Source organism: Paenibacillus sp. FSL R7-0297, from assembly GCF_038009025.1.
Taxonomy (GTDB): Bacteria; Bacillota; Bacilli; order Paenibacillales; family Paenibacillaceae; genus Paenibacillus_AQ.
On sequence record NZ_JBBPAQ010000001.1, the window covers coordinates 6612237 to 6631368 of the forward strand.

At 52.8% G+C, this 19132-nt stretch carries 13 protein-coding genes; all 13 read right to left on the minus strand.

Annotation, left to right across the window (positions count from 1 at the left end; all coding sequences use genetic code 11):
• Positions 1-34: 34 nt before the first annotated feature.
• The 13 genes from pulA to galE all read right to left on the minus strand — a co-directional run bounded on the left by pulA (position 35) and on the right by galE (position 19132).
• Positions 35-2437: a type I pullulanase gene (pulA, locus tag MKZ24_RS28780; RefSeq protein ID WP_340789141.1), complete on the minus strand. Its 2403-nt coding sequence runs from the start codon at positions 2435-2437 to the stop codon at positions 35-37.
• 328 nt (positions 2438-2765) lie between these two features.
• A complete protein-coding gene (locus MKZ24_RS28785) occupies positions 2766-4007 on the minus strand; it encodes an MFS transporter (protein WP_340789143.1) in 1242 nt (413 codons plus the stop codon).
• Positions 4008-4188: 181 nt separating this feature from the next.
• Positions 4189-5901 carry a phosphoenolpyruvate--protein phosphotransferase gene (gene ptsP, locus MKZ24_RS28790; protein WP_340789147.1) on the minus strand — a complete coding sequence of 571 codons (1713 nt, stop codon included), beginning with the start codon at positions 5899-5901 and terminating at the stop codon, positions 4189-4191.
• Positions 5894-6169 (minus strand): HPr family phosphocarrier protein, encoded by a 276-nt coding sequence (locus tag MKZ24_RS28795; RefSeq protein ID WP_039309348.1) that lies wholly within the window; start codon positions 6167-6169, stop codon positions 5894-5896. The genes ptsP and MKZ24_RS28795 overlap by 8 nt, the downstream gene beginning before the upstream one ends.
• A gap of 98 nt (positions 6170-6267) precedes the next feature.
• Positions 6268-8325 (minus strand): glucose-specific PTS transporter subunit IIBC, encoded by a 2058-nt coding sequence (ptsG, locus tag MKZ24_RS28800; protein ID WP_042234092.1) that lies wholly within the window; start codon positions 8323-8325, stop codon positions 6268-6270.
• A 241-nt stretch (positions 8326-8566) separates the two neighbouring features.
• Positions 8567-9445, minus strand: coding sequence for a glucose PTS transporter transcription antiterminator GlcT (gene glcT, locus MKZ24_RS28805; protein ID WP_042234091.1), 879 nt, complete (start codon positions 9443-9445; stop codon positions 8567-8569).
• Between the two features lie 140 nt (positions 9446-9585).
• Positions 9586-11205, minus strand: a complete 1620-nt coding sequence (locus MKZ24_RS28810; RefSeq protein WP_340789154.1) for a hypothetical protein — start codon at positions 11203-11205, stop codon at positions 9586-9588.
• A complete protein-coding gene (locus MKZ24_RS28815; RefSeq protein WP_042234087.1) occupies positions 11198-11905 on the minus strand; it encodes an ABC transporter ATP-binding protein in 708 nt (235 codons plus the stop codon). The genes MKZ24_RS28810 and MKZ24_RS28815 overlap by 8 nt, the downstream gene beginning before the upstream one ends.
• A gap of 89 nt (positions 11906-11994) precedes the next feature.
• Positions 11995-13569, minus strand: a complete 1575-nt coding sequence (locus tag MKZ24_RS28820) for a flotillin family protein (RefSeq protein WP_042234084.1) — start codon at positions 13567-13569, stop codon at positions 11995-11997.
• A complete protein-coding gene (locus tag MKZ24_RS28825) occupies positions 13569-14105 on the minus strand; it encodes a hypothetical protein (protein WP_042234082.1) in 537 nt (178 codons plus the stop codon). Before MKZ24_RS28825 ends, MKZ24_RS28820 begins: the two co-directional genes overlap by 1 nt.
• Before the next feature lie 263 nt (positions 14106-14368).
• Positions 14369-15532 carry an iron-containing alcohol dehydrogenase gene (locus tag MKZ24_RS28830; protein WP_340789160.1) on the minus strand — a complete coding sequence of 388 codons (1164 nt, stop codon included), beginning with the start codon at positions 15530-15532 and terminating at the stop codon, positions 14369-14371.
• 697 nt (positions 15533-16229) lie between these two features.
• Positions 16230-17813 carry a UDP-glucose--hexose-1-phosphate uridylyltransferase gene (locus tag MKZ24_RS28835; RefSeq protein WP_340789162.1) on the minus strand — a complete coding sequence of 528 codons (1584 nt, stop codon included), beginning with the start codon at positions 17811-17813 and terminating at the stop codon, positions 16230-16232.
• Positions 17814-18145: 332 nt separating this feature from the next.
• Entirely contained in the window at positions 18146-19132 is a 987-nt protein-coding gene (gene galE, locus MKZ24_RS28840; protein WP_042234075.1) for a UDP-glucose 4-epimerase GalE, read from the minus strand.

Sequence of the window (19132 nt, forward strand, 5' to 3'; positions counted from 1 at the left end):
CTGGGGGAAGGAACAGATCAGCTCATATTGCGTTCTAACTGGTGCGCTGCAGCGGATCAGCCGCCTCACCGTCGTGCTCCAGCTTACGTTCCCGTACGGTTACTTTCAACACCTGCTCCTCGCTGCCGGAGCAGTCGATGAAGCGGTCTCCGGCACCGTCCTTCTCCTCCCAGTCATTCAGCCGGAGGATGTACCCGATAGACGCTGTGCCTGGCAGCACCTCGATCCGCGCTACTGCGTGACCGTCCTCCATGTGCTGGAAGTCCCGTTGTCCATCCTGAATGCCTGTACCCCATACCCAGAGATTCCAGCCCCGGTAATCGCCGTCCGGCCGTTCATAATGAACTTCCACTACCTTCGATCTCGGTTCAGGCTCGCCGTATTTATCGTAGAGCACCATCATCGACAATCCGGCAATTTCAACATTGCCGTTCTCCGTCTGCCGGAAAGCTTCCGCTCCAGCATGAGTATGATCAACAACGATATTCCAGCAGCCGGAGGATTCAGGCAGACACTGGGTTACCGGTTCCATATTTGCATTGTAAATCACTACAATATTATTCCATACATCGCCGCCGGCATGATTCTTCAGCACATAGGCAATGACTCCGCTGTCACAGCGCAGGAACTCAAGACTGCGCTCAATCTCCTGACGTCCATGCAGCCGGAAAGCCGGATGTCCCCGCCGCAGCTCAATCAGACCTTTGTAATATTGATATACGGGAAGGAACTTCTTCTTGTTCTCCCAGCGGATGGCATTGATGCAGTCCGGACTGCGGTAGCTGTTATGGTCACCGTATTTGCTGCGCAGAAGCTCATCTCCGGCGTGCAGGAACGGTATTCCCTGCGAGGTCAGGATAATCCCGTTAGCCAGCAGAGAACGCCGTACAGTCTCATTCTCCAGCACATCCAGGGTATCAATCGCGAAATACGGATCAGCCTGCTCCACAGCGGTTTCCAGATCCCCGCCGCCCCGCAGCCTGCCATTCTCAAGCTCCAGTAAACGCGCTTCCTGGCGTAATCCCTGGGTAGCGAGAATTTTGTCCCACAGATTGAGATTATCATGTGCCGTTACATAGTTCACTGTCTCTACAGGCGAATCGGTGAACTCATGTATGGCTCCCTTGATCCCGGAAGCAACCGCACCTTCTTTACCGTATTCTCCGGTAGTGAAGCCCTTGCCCCAGCCGTCACTGTCTCCCTTGAGGGCAGAGCGGAAGTTATCATTGAAGACGGCATAACCTTTCCCGCGCTGCACACCCTTCAGGGTCTTGGTGGCAAGCGGAGAGTCTCCGCCTGTCCAGGGCTCACCGTAGAGCAGCAGATTCGGATTAATCTCCAGCCGCAGCTCTTCCGTGATCTCACGCATGGTCACACTGTCCATTAATCCCATCAGATCAAAGCGGAAACCGTCGATATGATACTCTGATGCCCAGTAGGTCAAGGAGTCTTTAATATATTTGCGGACCATCGGCTGTTCTGTCGCCAGCTCATTACCGACACCCGATCCGTTGGAGAGCCGGCCGCTATAGTCATGGCGGTAGTAATAATCCGGTACAAGCGGCTGGAAGGGTCCTTTTTCTAAAGAATACGTATGGTTGTAGACCACATCCATAATGACAGAGATACCACGGCTGTGCAGGGCCTGCACCATCTCCTTGAACTCACGGATACGGGTAGGCGGACTGGCTGGGTCTGTGCTGTACGAGCCTTCAGGCACATTATAGTGCTGGGGGTCATAGCCCCAGTTGTAGTCTGTGAATAGCGGAGACAGCGGTGCTTCACCGGGAGCCTTCAGCTCATCCACCGTCTGGAAGTCGAATACCGGCAGCAGATGCACATGCGTAATCCCCAGCTCAGCCAGATGATCTATGCCCAGTGCATGACCCGCAGCATCCCGCAGCCCCATCTCAGTGAACGCCTTGAATTTCCCCTTATGGGTAAGACCCGAGCTCTCATGAGCCGAGAAATCACGTACATGCAGCTCATAGATTACAGCATCGGCCGGATGCGCCAGTACAGGAGAAGTATCCTGATCCCAACCAGCCGGATTCGTATCCTGCAAATCGATGATCGCCGTCCGCAGACCATTAGCCGATACAGCCGTTGCATAGGGGTCTGCAGCTTCATTGATGCTTCCGTCCGCAAATACAGCCCGGTACATATAATACTTACCCTTAAGATCACCGGAAACCCTGACTTCCCAGACCCCGCCGTCTGAGCGCTGCATGTTGATAATCCTGCCACTGTCCTTGTAATCTCCGGTATGGCCGGCTGATATGCCATTCCCGCCGGTAGCATACAGCACCAGCGATACTGCAAACGCAGTCGGTGCCCAGACTTTAAACATACTGTACTCCGCAGAATACGTTAATCCAAGGTCTTTGCCTTCATAGGTCTCCATTACTGATTCTGCATTTATATAATTGCTGCTCATTTCTATTCACCATCCTAATGCTCTCTGCCATCCGGCCGAAAACTGATCACTCTATTACAACCAAGTTATTTCCATATATCACCAAACCAATACTTGCACAGCTCTGCAAGCGGGTATCGCTGAGAATTCTTACTCACGGTTCATCTTATAATATGTAACATTATGTTCACAGGTTTGGGTTACGGGGTAGAATAGCATCTGCTTGCTATATCCTATATCGGCATGAAGTCCCGGGTATTTAAGTTCATGAGGTGGTCGCTGCGAATCTACCCGGAAGTATACTTGTCCTACTGCCAAATAACAACTGTTAAATGTTGTTTTGCTTCTTTTAGCGTTTACGCATGACCTTTCCGAACAACGTCAGAATTGGAAGCAGCAGGAATCCGGCAGCCAGAATGGAGGCCCTGATCGAGAAACGGCTGCCTATATAACCAACAACCGGACCGCCTGCGGACTGGCCGAGTGCATCCGATTGACTAATCATCGACAGGACTGTGGCCCGGTTCCGGCTTGGAAGCTTCGAGTTCAGCCAGGTAGTATAGATAGGATCGCTCACGGAACCGGCCACCCCCAGGAGAAGCACCGCAAAGATCGCGGCCGTGAAATTCGGTGCAAGCGCAAGCAGCAGGATGCAGCCCATGCGGATACAGGTCAGTATGAACAATGCGGCAGAGATCCTTCGTTCCAGGAGCAGATCCATTCTTTTCCCGGCAAAACGCACGGCCAGTATCCCCAAAATTGTTGCCGCTGCACTGATCAGGCCGAACCATACCGCCATTGACACGGAGGTATCCGGGAAGCCGATTTCATCGATGAGGTGGATTTGCCACAGGCGGTCATACCCTTCAGACGCAGCCCCGTTAAATAATGTTACAACGGTCAGCAGCAGAAGCAGGGGGTGATGTCTGAGTACGGATACGCCGCTTACCCAGGTCTTGCCCAGTTCACGGACTGGTGAGGTGTGTGGCTCACGCTCCCGCCGGATAAAGCCCGTTTCCTTCATATAACGGATTAATACCAGCCCAAGTATGAAATAGACAGCGCCTCCTGCCAGGAAAGGCATATTCGGCGCAAGCAGTGATAATCCTACACTGACAGCAATGCCCAGCAGAGATGCACTTAGCGCAAATACTTTGGAACGCATAAAAATCGCCCCCGTCTGCTCCTTATCCAGCTCGTCTACAATCCAGGCCGTGTCCGCCCCGCTGACAAACGTCCAGCCAATGCCATACAGCATCTGGGACATAAGCAGCCAGGCAAATGCAGGCACCATGGAGGCCGGGTGCATCATCCAGATAATACATCCTTCCAGCACAAAAGCACTTCCCAGCACGAACATTCCGATAATAACCGACAGCTTACGGCTGTATGTATCTGCTACAACACCTGTTATACCTTCGAACACTAACACTGTTATCTCTAGAACCGTTCCAACCAGTACGAGCTGGAACGGATTTAACCCTAGCTCAGTAACATAATAAATGCTGTAGGTTGTAAATATGGTGCTGCCCGCTAATGACATCATAAACACCATGAACATATAAAGCTGCGAGGCACTGAATTTCTGCAAAAATAATTCCACCCTTCGGAAGTGATGGACTTATTATATATAATGCTGCCGGAAAGGGCGGTTCCGTTCTTGCTGAAGTGGATGCATGATCACAATTCAAAAAAAACCGGCCTCCTGTATCGGAGACCGGCTAAAGTAGTTGGAAAAGTGGAATTGCCTCAAACAGAAAACCAAAAACGAATTAATTCACACGGCTTTGCACAAGTGCCGCTACTTCCTCGGCAGTGCCGAGCTGCAGCGCCTGGGCAGCCATTTCCTTCATATCTGCAGCAGACAGCTTGGCAATCTGGCTGCGAGCCGGCAGAATGGAGGTTGCACTCATGCTGAATTCATCCAGGCCAAGGCCGAGCAGCAGCGGAATCGCTGTAGCATCGCCGGCCATTTCACCACACATGCCAGTCCACTTGCCTTCGGCGTGTGCTGCATCAATGACGATTTTGACCAGACGGAGAATTGCCGGGTTGTATGGCTGATACAGATAGGATACCCGTTCATTCATACGGTCCGCAGCCATTGTATATTGGATAAGGTCATTCGTACCAATACTGAAGAAATCCACTTCTTTGGCGAACTGGTCAGCCAGTACTGCGGTCGAAGGAATCTCAACCATGATGCCCAGCTGGATGTTATCGGATACTTCTTTGCCTTCTTCACGCAGCTTGACCTTCTCTTCCAGCAGCAGATCACGGGCTGCACGGAATTCGCCGAGCGTCGCGATCATCGGGAACATAATCCGCAGGTCACCGTGGGCACTGGCTCTAAGCAGGGCACGCAGCTGGGTGCGGAAGATATCCTGACGGTCCAGACACAGACGGATCGCACGGAAGCCGAGGAACGGATTCATTTCCTTCGGCAGATCCAGATACGGCAGCTCTTTGTCACCGCCGATATCCAGTGTACGCACAACTACCGGCTTACCTTGCATGTTCTCAAGCACGCTGCGGTAGGCATTGTACTGAATTTCTTCGGAAGGCAGCTTGTCGCGGCCCATATACAGGAATTCAGTACGGTACAAGCCTACGCCTTCGCCGCCGTTCTCAATTACACCCGTTACATCATTCGGTGTACCGATATTGGCAGCCAGCTCTACATGCTTGCCGTCAGCCGATACAGTTGGTTCATCACGCAGCTTCTTCCACTCGGCAATCTGCAGATTATAAGCTTCCTGCTTCGCGGTGTATTCAGCGACTTCAGCCTCTGTCGGGTTGATCAGCACATCGCCGTTCAGACCGTCAACGATGATCAGATCCCCTGCTTTGACGAGAGACAATACGTTCTTAGTGCCTACTACAGCCGGAATTTCCAGGGAACGGGCCATAATCGCGGAATGGGAAGTACGTCCGCCGATATTGGTTGTGAAGCCTTTAACGAAATTCCGGTTAAGCTGTGCCGTATCAGAAGGTGTCAGATCCAGTGCAATCACGATAACCTCTTCACTGATTTCTGCCGGACTCACATAGTGAATGCCGAGCAGGTGGTTCAGTACGCGCTTGGTTACGTCACGCATATCGGCTGCACGTTCCTGCAGGTACGCGCTCTTCATGTTCTGGAACATTTCTACAAACTGGGTGGCTACTTCATTTAGGGCATAGTCCGCATTTACCGATTCCTCGCGGATTTTATCCATTACAGGCGTAATCAGCTCGGGATCATCAAGAATCAGCAGATGAGATTCGAAGATCTCTGCTTTTTTCTCGCCAAGCTCTGCCAGTGTGCGCTCTTTGATGCTCTGCAGTTCGCCTCTGGATTTATCCAGCGCATCATTCAGCTTCGCAAGCTCAGCGTCCACATCCGTGACCGCTGTTCTGGTAATGGTGTAGTCCGGATGTTCCAGGATAAAGGCACGGGCTACTGCAATACCTGCGGAAGCCGCGATTCCTGAAATTTTACTCATGAACTTCTCCCAGCCCTTCTTTAACCATAATTTCCTGCAGTGCGCTGAGGGCTTCAGCTTCTTCACTGCCTTCAGTAATAAGGGTCAGGGTATCTCCTGCTTCAAGGCCCAGGGACAGAACGCCCAAGATGGATTTAAGAGTTACTTTTTTGCCTTTGGCTTCCGCAAAAGCCTCAGTGCCTTTGAATTTTGTAGCTGTATTTACCAGCGCTGTTGCCGGGCGTGCGTGAATTCCATCTTCGTCAATGATTCTGAAAGTTGTTTGCATAATAATATCCAACTCGCTTTCTATTAATTAGGATAGTTGCTTATGGTGAAGGCCGCGCTCCCTATAATTATAATGGAAGCGCTTCGCCTTTGCACATTTTACTGAATGGTGATGATATCCTTATCACCGATGACTACTTTGCCCGGTTTCTTCAGGGTGACCGAAGAGCCTTCAGGCAGGTTGGAGAAGATCACCGGAGAAATGACCGAAGGTGCATTGGCCTTCACATACTCCAGATCCACTTCCATGATCGGCTGCCCGGCAGCTACCAGATCGCCTTCTTCTACCAGTACAGTGAAGCCCTGGCCCTTAAGCTTAACGGTATTGACACCGATATGCACGAGCACTTCCTTGCCGCCGTCGGACATAATGCCTATCGCATGCTTGCTTGGGAAGACATTGAATACCTTGCCGTATACCGGCGAGGCAATCTTGCCGTCATCGGACAGGAAGGCGAAGCCGTCACCGGTCATCTTTTGCGAGAAGACCGCATCGGGAACCAGTGTAATATCCATCAGCTCACCGTTCACAGGGGATACGATATCCTCGGCAATAATAGCCTCACTCTGCTCGCCGGCCTGTTGCTCAAGCTCCGGCTTCGGCGCTACAGGAGCAGCAGCAGGTGTCCGTCCGTTCATGACATCCTGAATCTGCGATTTGATCGTGTCCGAACGGGTTCCGAAGATCGCCTGTACGTTGTTACCCACTTCCAGAACCCCAGAAGCACCAAGTTTCTTCAATCGGCCCTTGTCAACGCCTGCTTTATCCTTCACTTCGACACGAAGGCGGGTAATACAAGCATCAAGATGTGTGATATTCTCTTTGCCACCCAGAGCAGACAGAATGTTGCGCGGCAGATCGTCGCCGGTCTTGGATACACTTTCCGTGCTCATTTCTTCCTCGTCGTCCGAAGCCTCTTCTCGGCCTGGAGTCTTCAGGTTGAACTTGCGGATAACGAAGCGGAATCCGAAGTAGTAAATCACTGCCAGGACCAGACCTACCGGAATGACCAGCCACCAGGCTGTGCGGTTCGGAATGACGCCGAACAGCACATAGTCGATGAACCCGCCGGAGAAGGTCATACCGATTTTGACATTAAGGATGTGCATGGTCATGAAGGAAAGACCAGCAAATATCGCATGTACAGCGAACAGCAGCGGAGCAACGAACAGGAATGAGAATTCCAGCGGCTCGGTAATACCTGTCAGGAAGGAAGTCAACGCTGCAGAAATCATCAAGCTTCCGACAACCCGTCTGTTCTCAGGTTTGGACTCATGATAGATCGCAAGGGCGGCTGCCGGAAGTCCGAACATCATGAACGGATATTTACCAGTGGTAAATGTACCGGCTGTGAAATCCACACCGTCACGAAGCTGCTGCATGAAGATTCTCTGGTCACCACGGATCAGATCTCCAGCCTTGTCTACATAACTTCCGAACTCATACCAGAACGGTGAATAGAAGATATGGTGCAGGCCGAAAGGAATCAGGGAACGCTCGATAACCCCGAAGATAAAGGCTGACAGCGTCAGATTGGTGTTGATCATACTCTGCGAGACATAGTTCAGACCGTGCTGGATCGGCGGCCATACCAGAGTAAGCGCAAGACCGAGAATCAGGGAAGTCACCGCAGTCATAATCGGTACAAAACGTTTACCCGCGAAGAAGCCGAGATAGGACGGCAGTTCTATACGGAAGAACCTTTTGTACATAGATGCGGCCAATATCCCAACCAGGATACCACCGAATACCCCTGTCTGCAATGTGGGGATCCCCAGAACACTGGAATACGAGAAATCTTTCCAGGTCAGCACGTATGCGTTGACGCCGACCACCGTACCCATGGTTACGTTCATAACCAGGAATCCGATAATAGCCGCAAGACCTGCTACACCTTCGCCTCCGGCCAGCCCGATGGCTACGCCGACTGCAAACAGCAAGGAGAGATTATCAAATACAATTTGCCCCGAATTCATCAATACGGTAGCAATCGCCTGTACCACATCATTCTCCAGCGCCGGAACATACTGCAGGAAATCCGGATTAACGAGCATGTTCCCTATGCCGAGCAGCAGACCAGCAGCAGGCAGAATGGCAACAGGGAGCATTAGCGCCTTACCAACTCTCTGCAAAACGCCAAATAACTTTTTGAACATTGAGGTCACTTCCTTAATCGTTGATTTCGTTCAAACAGAAGCCAAAAAAGGCATGAGCAATACAGTACACAGGTTGTCGCCTAACGCTAAAGTTAGATTACCCCGAGTTGGGGCTAGACAACCATAATACTGTAAATCACTCATGCCTGATCGTATCAGTTACACGTTTGTATTCTGTTTTGTTAATAACAGGGATCATTGTAGCACCGATAATTTGAAGTTGCAAGCATTAATTAACAGGCTAAATGCTGTCCTGCTGTTCCATACCGGATTCATCTTCCTTCTTCTGGGCAAGACGCTGCAGATGAATCGTCAGATAACTCACCTCGGCAGGATATACCGGGATATGCACGCGCTGTTCGATAACCTTGGTCAGCTTCCAGGCAAGCATATACATCTCGGGATATTCACGTTTCATCAGCCCGTCAAGGGACGAAGTCTCACGTACAGTCTCCCCCCGGCGCAGCCTCTCCAGCACAAAACGCAAATGAGTCACCAGACGTGAATAGTCCAAAGAATCACGCGGAATGCGGTATTCGAGGTTATCCTCCACCAGTCCCACCATGTCGCCGATCAGCTGCGAGTGCTGCTTAACCTCCGAGATATGCCGGTTGCTGAGTGCACTGACAATGTGAAGCGCCACAAATCCGATCTCATCCGGCGGCAGTGATACCTTCATGGCTTCGTTAATCCGGTCCACTGCATATTCCGCCAGCCTGTATTCCTCCGGATAGATCTCCCGGGTCTCGTACAGAAAGGGATTATGTATGGATATATGCTGTTCACTCCTGCGGATGGCAAAGGAAATATGGTCGGTGAGCGCGATATGGATATGCTCGTTAAGTGCCTGCCGGCTGCTCTGCATAATATGCAGGACGATCTCCTGGACCACCTCAATCAGCTTCTCGTCCACCTGGGGCACCAGCTGCTTATACTGCTCCTGCTCCTCCTGGCTCCGCAGAATGAACATTTTTTCCACAGAAGAGAGGTTGATCCGGTCCCGTGTCTTACGGTTGAAGCCGATACCCTTGCCAATGACCACTACCTCGGCATACTGGGGATGCTCAGCAATGATAACGTTGTTATTGAGTACCTTGCCCACTGTTATGCTGCTGCTCACTTGCGACACCTCTTTTAATTCTGGATACCCGATCTATTTTGGCAGCACGATACACGTATCAGCATGTGAAGATTAACCTTGAGCTACTATCATAACATCAAGAATCTCAAATTAGAAGTGTGCGGCAAAGAGCCTGGGACTCATTTCACCCGAAACGTCCGGCCTGAGAATTTGTAGACCAATATCAGGGCCGCCAGCATATAGACAACAGCAGAGAGCACTACAATAAAAGCAAAAATCCCGGGCTCGCTCTTGAACTGCATGGCTATAAAACCGGCTGCCAGCACGATACTGTTCACAATCGTAAAGAACGGATTCTTCACATTCAGCTCGGTACTGTACGGCTGGAAGATGTAATACATGAACAGATGATGCACCGAGAAGAACAGGGACAGGGCCACAATGGTCACGCAAAAGATAACCGCATCCGCAGCGCCCCAGCTCTCACCCGACAGCAGGATCAGCAGATTCACCGCCAGGCAGATCGCGGCAGCCGGAATCAGATTAAGCAGGCTGATGCGCAGCAGCCGGATCCGAAAGTTGCTCAGGATCGCCGACTGTTCGCGGTAGAACCCGTAACGCAGCAGACTGAGATCACAGTTGTAGAACATAGCCTTGCAGACACGTTCACCGATGGAGGTGTAATTCATAAGGATCAGAAAGGTCGGCAAAGCGCTGATCAGATAATGGGCCATTCTGTTAAAAGCTGCTTCCGAGAACAGCAGCGTCAGCAATGCAGCCGCGAAGAGTGCGCCAATAATCACCAGGCGCCGCTGCACTGGATGAATGAGTAACCGCCGGTGGCGCGAGAAAAATATCGCATTCAGATAAGCATACCCGCTTTTGCCTGCGAATCGTCCGTGGTTCAGCTGCTCCGCCGTGTACTGTTGCTCCCGGGTTGCGACATCCTTCACCCGTGCCTCCTTCATCATGCGTCCCATATCCAGCAGCGGATCATCAATTTTGGTCACGGCATCCACTGCATTGCGGTAATCCGGATAACGGGCGATGTAGACTGCACAGAGGGCTCCCAGCACGGTCACACCAAGCACCAGAGGCAGACTGAACAACGTAGAACTGTCCACCAACGCAAATCCCGGGAGCAGAGGTACATAAGCCAGCAGGTATCCTGCACCAATGGCGGTCCAGACCCAGCTAGTTTTTTTGACAACCACAATGCCGTATTTATCAAAAAACCACAAATGCAGGGCCTCGCAGGCAATACGCCAGAAGGTCAGCAGCAGAGCAAGAACACCTCCCTGCCACAGCGGAGCCCCCAGAAGATTCCCGAAGACCATCATCGCCGGGATAAACGTAACCGCAAAGCTGATCCCGCGCAGCGCCAGCGTAACACGCATATATCTCTCCGCAGGGAGCCTCATTAGCTTCACGAATATATACTTGTCCCGTTTGGGCTCCAGAATAACCGCGCTGGAAACCGCAGCGACCAGAAAGCTTAAACAGAGCAGGACCTGCAGGTACAGCTGATATTGTGCTGAAAGCGTTAAGGTTAATTCACTGCCTGCAAGCTTTACGGGCAAATAGACCATAAGCCCCAAATAGGCAAACTTGGACAAGAAGGCCCAGATGGCTTTGAGGATATAGACGATTACCGATAAAGTCTGCTTAAGCGCCGTCTCAGAATAGACTGAAGCCGGTACCAGCTTGCCGATAACGGGGATTTTTCTGAAATAGAACATCAGCCGGTTAGCGCCGGACATCCCGCGAATCTCCATGATCGCCCTCAGCGTGCTAATCATGGTCTCCATCCTTCAGCAGCGCGATAATCTGCTCCTCGAACTCCGGACTGCGCAGCGTTTCCGCGGGAATCTCACGGAGCGAGCCATTATTCAGAATTACCAGCTCATCACAGAGATCGGCAGCCAACTGCAGGATATGGGTGGAGAAAATAATAATATGCTTCTGCTTCATCTCACGCAGCAGCTTCTTGATCTCCAGCGCGACCACCACATCAAAGGAGGTCAGCGGCTCATCCAGCAGAATCAGCGGCGGCCGGGAAATGATGAAGCAGAGCATCTGAATTTTGTTCTTCATCCCGTGGGAGTAGCCCTTAATCAGGCGGTGGCGGTCCTCCTCCTCAAAACGGATGATATCAAAATACTCTTCGATACTTCTGCCCGGTTCTATTTTATCCTTATTGATATCCATGTAGAACTTCACAAACTCATAACCCGTTAAGAAATCCGGCAGAATCGGCAGGGAAAAGACGTAGCCGATCTCCTCTTCGCGAAGCGGAAGACTCACTTCCTCCCGCCGCAGAAACGCCCCGCCGCTGTCCATGCGTATCTCACCGCTGAGGCAGTTGAACAGCGAGGTTTTGCCGGCACCGTTGCGTCCCAGGAGCCCGTAAATCTTGCCTTGCTCGAAGGTGAAGTCAATTCCCTTCAGCACTTCCTTACCGTCAAAGCTCTTGCGTATATTATCCAAAATGAGCTCCATGCCTGCACCTCCGTTTCTTAATGCGGTATTTCTATAAAAAAGGTATGACAGGCGGTTAAACCTGCCGGCCATACCTCTGTGATACGCTATTATTCCTCTGGTTGTTCAACCGGGGCGGCCGATGGTAATACGGCCGGTTTCGGTTTACCCGGGAGGGCGGTTACTGGCGCTCCGGTATATTCGGCAGATGCTGCCAGCTCCGGCTTGCCTTTGGTTTGGGTCAACCCTTTGATCAGCGCTTCGACATCAATGCCGGACACGCTTTTCAGCATCTCAGGGGCCGTCGCCATCAGTTGGGTCACATAATTGCTGACCCGGGCCGCGCCTTCCCCGTTGCCGGTATCCACAACCGTCAGCTTATCAATGGAAGCCAGCGGCTCGGCAATCTTCCCGGCCAGCTCCGGCAGCATTTTGACGATAATATCGAGCACCGCCGCTTCGCCGAACTTCTGGAAGGCTTCCGCCAGCTTCTCTTTGGCTTCCGCTTCGGCCAGACCGCGCAGCCGGATAACTTCCGCTTCTGCCTTACCCTTGGCCAGTTCGGCATCCGCGACTGCCTGCCCTTCCAGACGTTTCTGCTCGGAGGTCGCTTTAGCCTGAGTCTCAATACTGTACTGCAGCGCATCCGCTTCACGCATCCGCTTGGCCTTGTCGGCTTCCGCCGCCTGCTCCACCGCATAACGGTCAGCTTCCGCTTTCTTCTTCACTTCCGCATCATACTGCTTCTCGCGAACCTGGATTTCCTTGGTCTGCAAATCAATTTCGCGTTCCTTGCGGACCAGCTCGACCTTCATCTGCTCTTCAACCACCGTCTGCTTGGCCCGCGCCTCCTGAATATGGTACGCCTGGTCCGCTTCCGCTTTGGCGGTATCCTGATCACGTTTGAACGCCGCTACCTTCAGCTGGTTCTCCTTCGAGGCTTCGGCGATATTGGTATCACGCAGCAGTTCTGCCTTCTGCCCCTGCTCTTCGGCATTGGCCTTCTGAATCCGCGCATCCCGCACAGCCTCGGCTTCAGCAATCTCTGCATCCCGCTTCACTGCGGCAATCCGCGGCTTACCCAGCGCTTCCAGATATCCGTGCTTATCACGCACATCCTTAATGGTGAACGAGACGATCTGCAGCCCCATCTTCTTCAAATCACGGGCTGCAACACCTTGAACCTCCTGGGCGAAACGGTCCCGGTTGCGGTAGACCTCTTCAACGGTCATTGAACCGAGTATCGCCCGCAGATGGCCTTCGAGTACTTCCTGGGCTTCGCTCTTCAGCGCCTCAATCGGCTTGCCCATGAACTGCTCGGCTGCCGTAGCTACATCCTCGGTCGAGCTGCCCACCTTAATGATCGCGACCCCATCGGCAATAACCGGAACACCCTGCTCGGTGTAGACCTCCGGGGTCGTCACGTCGAGCTTATGGGAGAGCAGTGACATGAACTCTGCCTTCTGAAAGACCGGCAGAATGAACGCACCGCCGCCGCGGACAATTTTGATTTTGCGGCCGGAGCCGTCATCTGAGATATGATTACTGCCCAGGAAGGAGCCGGTAACGATCATCCCTTCATCAGGTCCTACCGTTTTGTAACGGGCCCAGAACGCAATACCGAGTACAAATAATACAGCCACAACGACTGCAGGAATAAACAAAAAATCAGGAATACCGAACATTAAGAATCCTCTCCTCTTCTCTCTTCGAATTCTGACACAAGGGCTACCCCCTCGCGGACCTCCACAACTACAACCTTGATACCGGCCGGCAGCAGATGCTGTTCAAAGCTGGCCGCCGTATGCAGACTGTTACCAGCGCCGAACTTTACCATAATCTCTCCGTAGCCTGCAGCAGGTACCGGGACGGTAACCTCGCCGATTCTGCCCGGCAGCTCATTCATTGAGAATCCGTTCGACATTTCGCTGTTCCTCATTGGCTTCACGACAACAAGATGCAGCACTACTCCCATAAAAGCCGCAATCAGCAGGGACAAGGCAAGAATTGCGCCATCTTCCAGTCCACTGTAGCGGCTAAGCAGTACCCCCGCTCCGCCGAACACCGTTACTCCGCCCGCCAAGATGGCAGGATTGACGAAATCAAAAGATACGAAGTCAAAAACCCCGTGCAGAGCGCCTCCGATCAGGTCGCCTACAAGTACACTGACTACAGCAAAAATAATGCCCAGCGCCAAACAGCCCAAATACAGCGTTTGCATGTTTGTCTCCTCCCGTCTTTACTTCCGGACTGTCATACTAGTTTAAACGCTGAAACCATGTCCTTGGTTTCACAAAGTTGGGTATTAATCTCAATATTGTATCTCTGAAGAGAGATTATTTAGGGATCTTCATGTTAAAAAACCGCTCCCGGCGAACGGGAACGGCTGAACAATGGTGCAGCATATAGGGTTAACCATTGCCGGTATGTCTATCCAGCTGCCTTACAGGGCCAGCTTACAAGGTCAACTGCCTGTAAATGAATTTACAGAGCCAGCTTGTAAATCTCTACAACATCCTCACGCTGAAGCTTGCGGAAGTTGCCGAATGGGCCAAAACGGACAGCCTTGTCAGCCATATTGCCGATTTCGCTGTCATCGATGTCATAATCACCTAGCGTCTTCGGAGCCCCGATCGAATCCCAGAAGCTGCGAAGCGCCACGATGCCTTCAAGCCCGACCTCTTCATCGCTTCTGCCGGCCGGATCGATGCCGAATACGTTCACTGCCAATTGGCGGAACCGGGCTGGGTTCGTACTGAGGTTATACTTCATCCATTGCGGGAACAGAATGGCCAATCCTCCGCCATGCGGAATATCGTAAACTGCGGATACGGCATGCTCAATATTGTGGGTAGCCCAGTCACCGGCAAAGCCCATGCTGACCATCCCGTTCAGTGCCATGGTGCCGCAGTACATGATGGTCTCACGCAGTTCGTAGTTATTCAGATCTTCGATCAGCTTGGGTGCAGTCTCGATTACAGTACGAAGCAGGGTTTCACAGAAGCCGTCCTGTACCGGTGTGTTGCCGTCTGTGTGGAAATAATGCTCCAGTGTATGGGACATGATGTCCACCATGCCGTAGACCGTCTGATCACGCGGCAGGGAGAAGGTATTCTCAGGATCAAGAATCGAGAATGCCGGATAGGCATGCACGCTGCCCCAGCCCATTTTCTCCTTGGTCACTTCATTCGTAATTACCGAGCCGTTGTTCATTTCCGAACCGGTAGCCGCCATAGTCAGCACAGTCCCCAGCGGAAGAGCTCCCTGAGGCGCCGCTTTGCGCTCCACGAAGTCCCACATATCCCCATCGTATTTCGCACCGACAGCTACAGCCTTGGCACAATCCAGCACACTGCCGCCGCCGACGGCGAGGATCAGTTCGATCCCGTTCTCGCGGCATAAATCCACGCCTTTATGTACGGTAGACAGGCGCGGGTTAGGCTCCACTCCGGCCAATTCCGTAACTACAGCTCCGATGGCATTCAGCTCAGCAATTACATTGTCGTACAGGCCGCTGCGCTTAATGCTGCCGCCGCCGTACATCAGCAGTACATTCTTGCCGTATTTCGGCACTTCGGTGCGGAGTGCCTGCAATGTCCCTTGTCCAAAAATCAGCTTGGTAGGGTTATAGAACTCAAACTTACGCATATGGGTAAACCTCCATGAGTATATGAATGTGACGCACTTGTATATTATAGACCTCCGGCTTGCCGCATTCAAATGACTACAGAGGAGCGGCAAAAGGTCGGTGTCGTGTTTAAAAGACACGGCGTTCCCTTAACGCCTGCCTAGCACAAATTCAAAGGGATTTATCCCTTTATTTTCCGCTTGCCGCCCGATTTCGGCGGATTTAGGGGGATTTATCCCTTTGATTCCCCCATATCGCCCACGTCCGGCGGGATCAAAGGGATTCTGCCCCTCATTTCCTCCTGTCGCCCACTTTCAGCGAAATCAGGGGCACTTCTGCCCCTCATTTCCTCCCGTCGCCCACTTTCGGCGGAATCAGGGGCACTTCTGCCCCTCATTTCCTCCCGTCGCCCACTTTCAGCGAAATTAGGGGCACTTCTGCCCCTCATTTCCTCCCATCGCCCGCTTTCGGCGGAATCAGGGGCACTTCTGCCCCTCATTTCCTCCCATCGCCCGCTTTCGGCGGAATCAGGGGCACTTCTGCCCCTCATTTCCTCCCGTCGCCCGCTTTCAGCGGAATCAGGGGCATTTCTGCCCCTCATTTCCTCCCGCCCCTCACTTCTGGCGGACACATCATTGCATCGCAGTTTCCCGCGCAATATAAAAATGTCCCCGCCGATACTCCGGCAGGGACATCTCATTTACAAGACACAGCAGCTTAGTTGAACCCGCTGCTGTTCACGAACCGGCGGAAAGCCGCCTGGCCTTCCGGTGTACGCTTGTAGACTCCCGCATGCTCCAGAATATGCGTGAACTTGGTGCCTACCTCGTTCTGCACTGTCTTCACCGCTTCCTCGCGGCTCAGGGAGGTGCCGAAACGGCCGGCCAGCTCCGCGATCCAGGAGGCATGCAGCGCGAGCGGATGATCAGCGCCCTGGCTCTGGACCGCTTCCAGCAGCGCGGTGTCTCCGGCCAGAACGCCAGCGACAGCATCGAGCTCTTCCTTGAGGCGTCCCGGCAGAATCGCCAGGCCCATAACCTCAATTAGCCCGATGTTCTCCTTCTTGATGTGGTGCATTTCCCGGTGCGGGTGGAAAATCCCTTCGGGATATTCTTCGCTGGTCCGGTTGTTGCGCAGCACCAGATCCATCTCATAGCCGCCGTCTTCTGCCCGGCGGACAATAGGTGTAACCGTGTTATGCGGCACGCTCTCCCCGGCTTCTTCACTGAAGGCCAGGACATCAGCTGCCGGATCGCTGTAAGTCTTCCAGGCCTCATAGATACTGTTGCCGGCTTCCAGCAGCACGGCAGGATCTGCCCCCTGCATCCGCAGCACAGACATTGGCCATTTCACAATGCTAAGGCTAACGCCTGGATATGCAGCATGGGTGAAGCTATCCTCTTTGGGCGCCTTCTGGATGGGGAAGGTGTGGCGTCCGCCCTGGAAGTGATCATGGGTCAGAATGGAGCCGCCGACAATCGGCAGATCGGCATTCGAGCCGATGAAATAATGCGGGAAGGTTTCAACAAAGCTAAGCAGACGCTTCAGCGTATCCTTCGTCAGCTTCATCGGCACATGATCATGGTGGAACACGATACAATGCTCGTTATAGTACACATACGGCGAGTACTGGAAGAACCATTTCTCATTGTTCATCGCAAGAGGAATCACTCGCAGATTCTGGCGCGGCGGGTGATTGACCCGTCCGGCATAGCCGACATTCTCGCGGCAGAGCTGGCATTTCGGATAGACCGGCGGCGGGAGCAGCCGGGCCATGGCGATTTCCTTCGGGCTTTTCTCCGGTTTGGAGAGATTGATCGTCATCTCGATATCCCCGTACGGCGAATCCTGGAGCCAATACACATTCTTGGCCACCCGGTCCATACGGATATAGTTGGAATCAATACTCAGCTTATAAAAGCGGTCAGTGGCCGCCTGAATGCCCTGCCCCGCCTGGATCGCGGCGAACTCCGCATTTACCTCAGACGGCCGGGCCATCAGAAGGCCCATGATCTTGGCGTCCAGCAGATCGCGGTAAGTGTCCGTATTCTCCGGAATCAGCCCGGTCTCAAACCCGTAGTCGATCAATTGATCCAGCGGTGCCTGCGGACTCTCAAGCGGACCTTCAGTGAATTCACCGGCATACGGCTCACTGAAGCCGAACTGGTCCAGCAGTTCATTGCGGCTGTAATCAACGTCAGCAGGCTGAATCAGCTCCTTGTGCTGCGCGAACAGGACCAGCTGCTCAATCGCATACAATGCCTTCTCAGAGGCTGCAGCCGTAATATTATCGTTCTGCATTTCAATTCTCCTTATTTGCTGCAACCTGTATAGCTGAACTTAAGATATTAACTTAAGCCATAGACGTCACTACGGTGAATATTTGGACTTCCGGCCGCTGCCCGCCCCCAGATTTCTTGATTGACCCGCTGATTGCGGCTGAAATCCGGTGACTGCTGATGCTTCCGAAGCGAGCTTTCCTGCGGAAAGCTTTCAGGCGGTCGCTAACGCTCCTACAGTTCCAAAATCCCCCTTCGATCCTTCTGGCTTTTTATTTTTCTTTTGTTCATCTTATGATTGCCTATTCTTCAAGCCAGGCTTCCATACTGTTCACAACAAGTACAGTGACAGGCTTAGACGCCATACCCTTCCGGGTTCGCGGAGTGCCAGTTCCAGGCGCTTTGGATGATGCCTTCCAGATCGGCATGCTGCGGGTCCCAGCCCAGGATCGTCCGGGCTTTGGCCGAAGAAGCGACCAGTACTGCCGGATCACCGGCGCGGCGCTCCTGGATTACAACCGGGATGTCCAGGCCGGTTACCTTCTTCGCAGTCTCAATCACCTGCTTCACTGAGAAACCAAGGCCGTTGCCCAGGTTGAAGATATTGCTTGCACTGCCGCTGCGCAGGTAGGTTACCGCACGGACATGCGCATCCGCCAGATCGCTGACATGGATATAGTCTCGTACGCAGGTTCCGTCTTCTGTCGGGTAGTCTTCGCCGAAGACCGCGATGTTCTCCCGCTGCTTGAGTGCAGCCTGGAGCACCAGCGGAATCAGGTGACTCTCCGGACGGTGGTCTTCACCGATTTTGCCGCTGGCATGTGCACCTGCAGCATTGAAGTAGCGCAGCGCTACGTATTTGATGCCGAGCACCTTGTCGAACCAGGCCATCATGCGCTCCATGGTCAGCTTGGTCTCCCCATAAACATTCGCAGGTTCAGTGCGGTCCGTTTCTTCAATCGGCACCTTTTCCGGTTCGCCGTAGGTTGCGGCTGTGGAGGAGAAGACGATTTTATCCACTCCGGCATGCTGCATCGCTTCGAGAAGACACTGTGTACCGTACACGTTGTTGTCGTAATATTTTACCGGATCCTTCATGCTCTCGCCTACCAGAGAACTCGCTGCGAAATGGATTACCGCTTCAATCTTGTTCTCGGAGAAAAGCTTGGCCAGCAGTTCCTTGTCGCGCAGATCTCCCTCATACAGCTTGCCGCCCAGCAGCGCCTCGCGGTGCCCTGTCAGCAGATTGTCGATAACTACGACCTCTTCCCCGCGGTCCAGCAGCTCTGCTACTGTGTGGGAACCGATATATCCTGCTCCGCCCGTTACCAGAATCGCCAT

Bases quoted from the DNA above. Each gene is read 5' to 3' on its own strand.
- MKZ24_RS28820 (WP_042234084.1), bottom strand. From the start codon at position 13,569: ATGTTCGGTATTCCTGATTTTTTGTTTATTCCTGCAGTCGTTGTGGCT.
- pulA (WP_340789141.1), bottom strand. From the start codon at position 2,437: ATGAGCAGCAATTATATAAATGCAGAATCAGTAATGGAGACCTATGAA.
- MKZ24_RS28795 (WP_039309348.1), bottom strand. From the start codon at position 6,169: ATGCAAACAACTTTCAGAATCATTGACGAAGATGGAATTCACGCACGC.
- galE (WP_042234075.1), bottom strand. From the start codon at position 19,132: ATGGCGATTCTGGTAACGGGCGGAGCAGGATATATCGGTTCCCACACA.
- MKZ24_RS28830 (WP_340789160.1), bottom strand. From the start codon at position 15,532: ATGCGTAAGTTTGAGTTCTATAACCCTACCAAGCTGATTTTTGGACAA.
- MKZ24_RS28815 (WP_042234087.1), bottom strand. From the start codon at position 11,905: ATGGAGCTCATTTTGGATAATATACGCAAGAGCTTTGACGGTAAGGAA.
- MKZ24_RS28835 (WP_340789162.1), bottom strand. From the start codon at position 17,813: ATGCAGAACGATAATATTACGGCTGCAGCCTCTGAGAAGGCATTGTAT.
- MKZ24_RS28825 (WP_042234082.1), bottom strand. From the start codon at position 14,105: ATGCAAACGCTGTATTTGGGCTGTTTGGCGCTGGGCATTATTTTTGCT.
- MKZ24_RS28810 (WP_340789154.1), bottom strand. From the start codon at position 11,205: ATGATTAGCACGCTGAGGGCGATCATGGAGATTCGCGGGATGTCCGGC.
- ptsP (WP_340789147.1), bottom strand. From the start codon at position 5,901: ATGAGTAAAATTTCAGGAATCGCGGCTTCCGCAGGTATTGCAGTAGCC.
- ptsG (WP_042234092.1), bottom strand. From the start codon at position 8,325: ATGTTCAAAAAGTTATTTGGCGTTTTGCAGAGAGTTGGTAAGGCGCTA.